Origin of the sequence: Cupriavidus mimosae (assembly GCF_023952485.1) — a bacterium.
Taxonomy (GTDB): domain Bacteria; phylum Pseudomonadota; class Gammaproteobacteria; order Burkholderiales; family Burkholderiaceae; genus Cupriavidus; species Cupriavidus taiwanensis_C.
This window is the reverse complement of the sequence record NZ_JALHRY010000060.1, coordinates 1-2,874: the sequence shown is the minus strand read 5'-3', so window position 1 is coordinate 2,874 and position 2,874 is coordinate 1. Positions and strand designations below refer to the sequence as shown.

General features: G+C 56.0%; 1 protein-coding gene and 1 pseudogene. One reads left to right on the top strand and one right to left on the bottom strand.

The annotated features are described in order from the left end of the window. Positions 1-694: 694 nt before the first annotated feature. A pseudogene (locus tag MKD50_RS30175) lies at positions 695-1,118 on the top strand (transposase family protein); the annotation flags it as partial. 73 nt (positions 1,119-1,191) lie between these two features. Here the strand turns inward: MKD50_RS30175 and MKD50_RS30170 are convergent. Beyond that, complete coding sequence (locus tag MKD50_RS30170) at positions 1,192-2,019, bottom strand: sterol desaturase family protein (RefSeq protein ID WP_012354745.1); 828 nt, start codon at positions 2,017-2,019, stop codon at positions 1,192-1,194. Between the last annotated feature and the right edge of the window lie 855 nt (positions 2,020-2,874).

Below are 2,874 nucleotides of genomic sequence, written 5' to 3'. Positions count from 1 at the left end.
CGGGTGAAGTGGGAGGCGAGCAAATACGCCGCAGGTAAGCCTCCGAATCGAGATCATTCAGGTTGGCTAGAGCCACCGCCGAATAGACGGCGGCGCCGCGTTCGCTGCTACGTCCGTTGTCGACTGACTTAATGCGCAGCCCATCGGCTTCGTGGTATCGCTTTTGGACGATACCTTGCTCAGCGCCGAGCGTAGCCAGACCTCGAAGGCTTACGCCCGTTCCTGTCGGACACGCTTTCGCTCGTAGGGCGCTTCTCGCGGATGTCAGCGTCGTTCCTGCGTGCCAGGAGAGATAGTGGATCTTTCGTCTAGCATGGGCAAGACATCCAACCCCTGAACATGGCGTCTTTATAAATGGAGTTGTAGCTTGCGACCGTGTCGGTGCAGAATTCTTCTGAAGCCTTTCACCAGGGCCGAGTTCTGCGGGAAGAGCGGATCTGAGTTCCTCCCTGACATACGTTCATCGAGGTGCCAAGCGGAGCCCGGTGCGACGCGTCCGGCGTTCGCCCGACGGGGAAACTGCGCGCCAAACCAGTCACACCAGTTCCGCACCCACTCGGTGTTGAAGCTCACCCCGCACTGGATGTGAAGCTGTAATGCGTTGTATCGTGGCTCATCTGAACTGAGTCTGGAAAACCGGAAGTCGCCAAACACCCAGACTTCCAAGAGCTCAGCCGGATGAAAACCCATAAGAATGCCAACCTTCGCCCGCCGACCCGAGATCCAAGACATCACCGAACATGGTCTGAGTGTCCCGAAGCAACCGCTTAGCCATTGCGTTACAGCACCGACGGCTCAAGTGGCTGGGCCGTTGTCTGGCCGGTAGCGTGCCGACGCTTCGTCCCGGCCGGGCCGCTCGCCGTGGAGGACCCGTCCAAGGCCCTGTTGATCGTGGAGTTGAGCCAACGGCGTATGCTCCAGCGGCAAATCGCCCGCAATGTTGGTGTTTCCGAACCCACTGTAGCCGGTGCTCGCGCGCGCTAGCCTGTCCAGGCTCGCGGGTCTTCAGCCACGCGAGCCCGTCATGCGCTTTGAACAGGCCGCTCCGGGTGACCTGCTGCACATCAATACCAAGCTCGGTCGCATTTGAGCGGCCCAGCCACCGCGTGACCGGCAACTCCGCGATTCAATTGGCAGCAACACAAGTGCGACAAGCCGTCATGAGGTGTGCACCGCACTTAATCGATAACCTTAATTCCGTACGCCACTTCCGACCGTCGCTTTGCGCCAGCGGCTTTGGTCAAAAGGAAACATAAGGTAATCGCGCACCGTGATCGGTTCAGACTGGCTTGCGAGGCCAACTTCCGGCCACTCGTCCTTTGTCGGCCAGTACGCCGTACGGAAAATCGTGTCCCAGAGCGTCGTAAATGTCCCGAAGTTTCGGCCCCTGTGACGCGCTTCTATTGAATGGTGAATACGATGGAACTTGCCATCCCCGACGATGTATCGTAGCAGCCCAAGATGAATTCGCGTGCTCGAGTGAGACAAGTGGACCTGAAAGGCAATCAGCGTCAGGGCAACAGTTGGCACGACGCCAGATTCGAAGCGGATCAGAGCGAGCGGCATTGCGACGAAAAAAGCATAAATAAGCGGCTCAGATAAGTGATGAGCACAATTCCAAGCCGTCAGTTCGCGGATAGAATGATGGGTGGCGTGCATGCGCCACAGGAATGGAATAGCATGCTGTGCACGGTGCATCCAGTAGCGGAAGAAATCAGCGGCAATTGCGACTAGAACGCCTGAAAGAACGCCGAAGCCCGCGCTAATAATTGCGTTGTCAGAGTGAAACAACGTCCCGAAATTCACCGTCAGGAGCGGCTTGACCCCTAACCATTCAAGAGCCACAGCGTAGACGTGCCAGACAACTGCAGCGAACCCAAGGCGAATGATCCAATTTCGTACTCCGCGAACATATGACGCAAAACTGTATCGATAAGCCGGAAACATCAGCTCGAGCGCGACACAGACGGTAGCGAATATCGCTACGAACTTGAACGAGTTTACGAAAAACCCGGCCATCTGATTTACATCAAAAAGGTGCAATTGTCTACTCCGTCAACGAGGCTGTATGCTTTCTGGTGGAGATTTTAGGCCAATGGAAACGCGATATGTCGCTCAAGCCATTTTCGCTCGGATCGCGCGCACAAAAACCAAGCAATCTTGACGTTACATTCCATGGCGTATTCACACAGAGATCTGCCACCGTTGGAATCTATCACGGATAGGTCGACATTTCTCGAAGTTTGGCAATCGATTGTTTGGATGGGACTCATTCGAATCCCAAATGACTCTCACACCTCCGCAGTTCTGGTCTACGCCGGAATCTCAGAAAATCCCGCCATAACGGCAAACGGGTTATGACGCAGGGCCGCTGTTCGATGAGGATTGTCGAAAAGGTGGCGGCGATCCTGACAGTATCGACAGACCCAATGTAGATTGGCTGGACCGGATCCAGATGTCGCTGAAGGCCGCCAGCGCCACATCGTACTAGCCATCGGTGTTGGTCGAGCGCATGGGCGTTCAAGTTTGGAGACGAGCCCGCCCAGGCCGCACACGCCGATGCCGGCCTTGAATACCGTTACGCCACCTGACAGATTGACCGCGAAGAAGAACGCCTTGGTCGGGACCATGTGCGACAGGATCGTTCTCGCGATCGCATTGCTTGCATTGATTCAGCGCGTTGAAGTTCGATATCTTTAAAACTCAAAGCCGAAATGCAAGACCTCGAATTTTCGGCCTCAGTGTGCGAGAACGGGTAGTTGAGGATATCTCCGACCGGACACGGTTCCAGGCCGGCATGGAGCGTTTAGCTTGGGAACTAACAGGCCGCTGAAATACCTCCAGCGGACGTCAGCGCGACGATTGGCTGAAGCG